The sequence below is a fragment of the Coleofasciculaceae cyanobacterium genome (genome assembly GCA_036703275.1).
In the GTDB taxonomy this organism is placed as follows: Bacteria; Cyanobacteriota; Cyanobacteriia; order Cyanobacteriales; family Xenococcaceae; genus Waterburya.
This window is the reverse complement of record DATNPK010000087.1, coordinates 1-2,580: the sequence shown is the minus strand read 5'-3', so window position 1 is coordinate 2,580 and position 2,580 is coordinate 1. Positions and strand designations below refer to the sequence as shown.

The following is a 2,580-nucleotide window of genomic DNA, read 5'->3' as shown; positions in this document are numbered from 1 at the left end:
ATTTGAAATTCCTGATAGTCATAAGAGCGATGGATAACATTTATTGTTTCACCAGTCCAAGGGTTACGCCAATTTCGTAGAAGCTGACTTGTTTGTGGGTCAAGATAAAGGGAGAATTTACGGCTTACAAGTGTCCAACGTGAGGTGGCTTCATCTTGAATACAGCGTGAGATATCAACACCTAAAAAGTCAAATAAGTGGGCTGGTTCGTCTCGATCTAATGGCTGGGCATACATTGAACCAGTAGCCTCAAAATAATGAGTTCTACTGTCAGTGCTACAACGAACTTTTACAAACTGCTCATCAGTAATAAACGATTTTTCCAGGCTCATAAGTTCTACCTACATACCTAAGTTATCAGATTGTTGAATTAGAATTATTTGTAATTAGCTAGTCTTGGCTTAACTAGTAGTAATTTAGCAGTAATAAAGTATAAAATAATTTCTGGCGAATAGGTAAGTGAGATTAGGTACAGTTAAGGTAATAGTGTCTGCTTGGCGTTACAGGCGTGTAAGTAGCAAGTTTACAAAATAATACTCTAAGGCTAAAATTAATACCCTCTATGCGTTCTAGAAGCATATTTGGCGAGCGCATATAGCGTATTAATTAAACCTTAGTTTATTTGGTACAGAAATTTATAACAAGTTTTTAATGGTTTGAGAGGTCTAATTCTCAGAAAGTTTAATTGGTACACCAAATAATTTCTCTTAACGGGGGTTATTGTATAGTTGCTACTTACACGCCTGATCTGCGTTTGGCTAGAGCTTCAGTAGTTCTCATCGAAATTAATTCTCGTTCGATTTCTGCTGCCAAACCCAGCAGTGTAGCTGTAATCCGACTGGGCATAGAATCATCGGTAGTGCTAAAGAGGTAATGAAGCATTGTAGTAGTGTACAAAATACCAGATAGCACCTATATGATTTTCTAGCGATTTTGAAAACGATAAAGTTTTTCGCACTAAGCGGGATACTCTTTGCCTGAGCGTATTGTTAAATCTTTCAATGTAGATCGTTTTCCCCGTTTCTTCTTGAAACAATCGCTCATGGGGCTTGCCCTAAAGGACTCCTAAAGGACGACGCGAAGCTAGTGCTTTAGCATACACCTTCGGATATAACTTCGTGTCGTACCGCATAGTTGGGTGCTTGCCCCGCTTAGTTTGGTGGAAACCTCCAAGACCGCGTTGTTTCGCTTTTCCTACTGCGCGATGTCTTTTACTAGGTAATACTGTTCCATAGGCATTCGAGAAATCTGTATAAGCAACCGCACATTGTCGATAGACGGGAGGTAAGCTTTTCCATAATTGTCGAGCTGCCAATTCATCGCGATCGCCAATATGAACCCCAACAATTTCGCCAGTCTTGGTATCAAGAGCTAGCCAAGCCCATATGCCCTAAAGGATATGCTTCGCAAATGCTAAAGCATACCGCTTCGCATATCCTTTAGGACTAGCTGCGCGTCGCGAAGCGGTATCCATTAGGACTGTTTGTTAGCTCTGTTGTCCACAAACGACCATAATTCATCACACTGAATCGTCAATTTTCCTTTTTTTTGTGCTGCTTTGACGACTCTTGGTATAAGTAAATATTTATCATTAACGTAGGTTTGAAGCCATTTTTGAGAAACCTTTTCTGAGCGAGCAATTCCAGCCAAGGAAATTTTTTCCAAAAGCAATCTATCTACTAAATCTCTTTTTTCTTGGCTAATCATAATTTTCTGTCGATTTTCAATAAATTGACGATGACACTCAGTGCATTTTAGCCTCTGTTTTCCGTTGTGAATGCCACCATTTTTTACAATTTTTGTAGAATAACAGCTTGGGCAAATCGGCATTGGAAAAAGTTCTTAAATATCAATTCTTATTCTAAATCATTACTTTTACAGGACTACCCTTAATTAATGTGGCAGTTAAAATACGGAGTCAACCCCGAAGGCGAACTGATAACTATTGAAGAGGTAATTTCGGGCAAAACTAATCTTGTTTGTCCTTTTTGCGATCGCCTTTTAATTTGGGCAAAGTGTAACTTAAGAGACTATTCCTGGCGCAGGACTACAGACCCATACTCCATCCTGGTTGCCGAATTCTTAATACAGAGAACCGATGCAGATACAGTCGCACCTATCTATGAAGCCTTTCTAACTGAGTATCCTACACTAGAGCGGCTGGCGAGCGCCGATGTAGAAGACATAGCTAAACTGCTGCAACCATTAGGGTTATTCTTCAGAGCAGAAAGATTATCCGAAACAGCCAAGATTATTATTGAGAAATATGAGGGAAAAGTACCCCAATCAGAAACAGAACTATTAAAGCTTCCAGGTATCGGCAAGTACACTGCCAGAGCGATACTTTCTCAGGCATTCGAGCGACCAGCAGCAGTGTTAGATACTAACGTCGCTCGTATTCTCGAACGGTTCTTTGGCATTAAAGGAGGAAGGGTTAAATCTCGCTCTTTAATCCTCCAGAATGCAGCAGAAATAATTGCACCCCAATCGGAAGTGGGACGTTGGAATCTAACTTTACTGGACTTTGGAGCTAAAGTTTGTACTGCTAGAAATCCTAAATGTCTACAGTGTCCTCTTTCA

3 protein-coding genes and 2 pseudogenes are annotated in these 2,580 nt (G+C 40.1%); 1 reads left to right on the top strand and 4 read right to left on the bottom strand.

Annotation, left to right across the window (positions count from 1 at the left end; translation table 11 throughout):
• The 4 genes and pseudogenes from V6C71_16495 to V6C71_16480 form a co-directional block, all read right to left on the bottom strand.
• On the bottom strand, positions 1 to 332 hold a 332-nt coding region (locus V6C71_16495), incomplete at its 3' end, for a DUF1838 family protein (protein ID HEY9770063.1).
• A 403-nt stretch (positions 333 to 735) separates the two neighbouring features.
• A complete protein-coding gene (locus tag V6C71_16490) occupies positions 736 to 882 on the bottom strand; it encodes a recombinase family protein (protein ID HEY9770062.1) in 147 nt (48 codons plus the stop codon).
• A pseudogene (locus tag V6C71_16485) lies at positions 863 to 1,042 on the bottom strand (IS1 family transposase). Before V6C71_16485 ends, V6C71_16490 begins: the two are co-directional and overlap by 20 nt.
• 147 nt (positions 1,043 to 1,189) lie before the next feature.
• Positions 1,190 to 1,830: pseudogene (locus V6C71_16480) on the bottom strand (hypothetical protein).
• Between the two features lie 66 nt (positions 1,831 to 1,896).
• On the opposite strand from V6C71_16480, the gene V6C71_16475 reads away from it, so the two are divergent.
• Positions 1,897 to 2,580: helix-hairpin-helix domain-containing protein (locus tag V6C71_16475; protein HEY9770061.1), on the top strand; the 684-nt coding region annotated here is incomplete at its 3' end.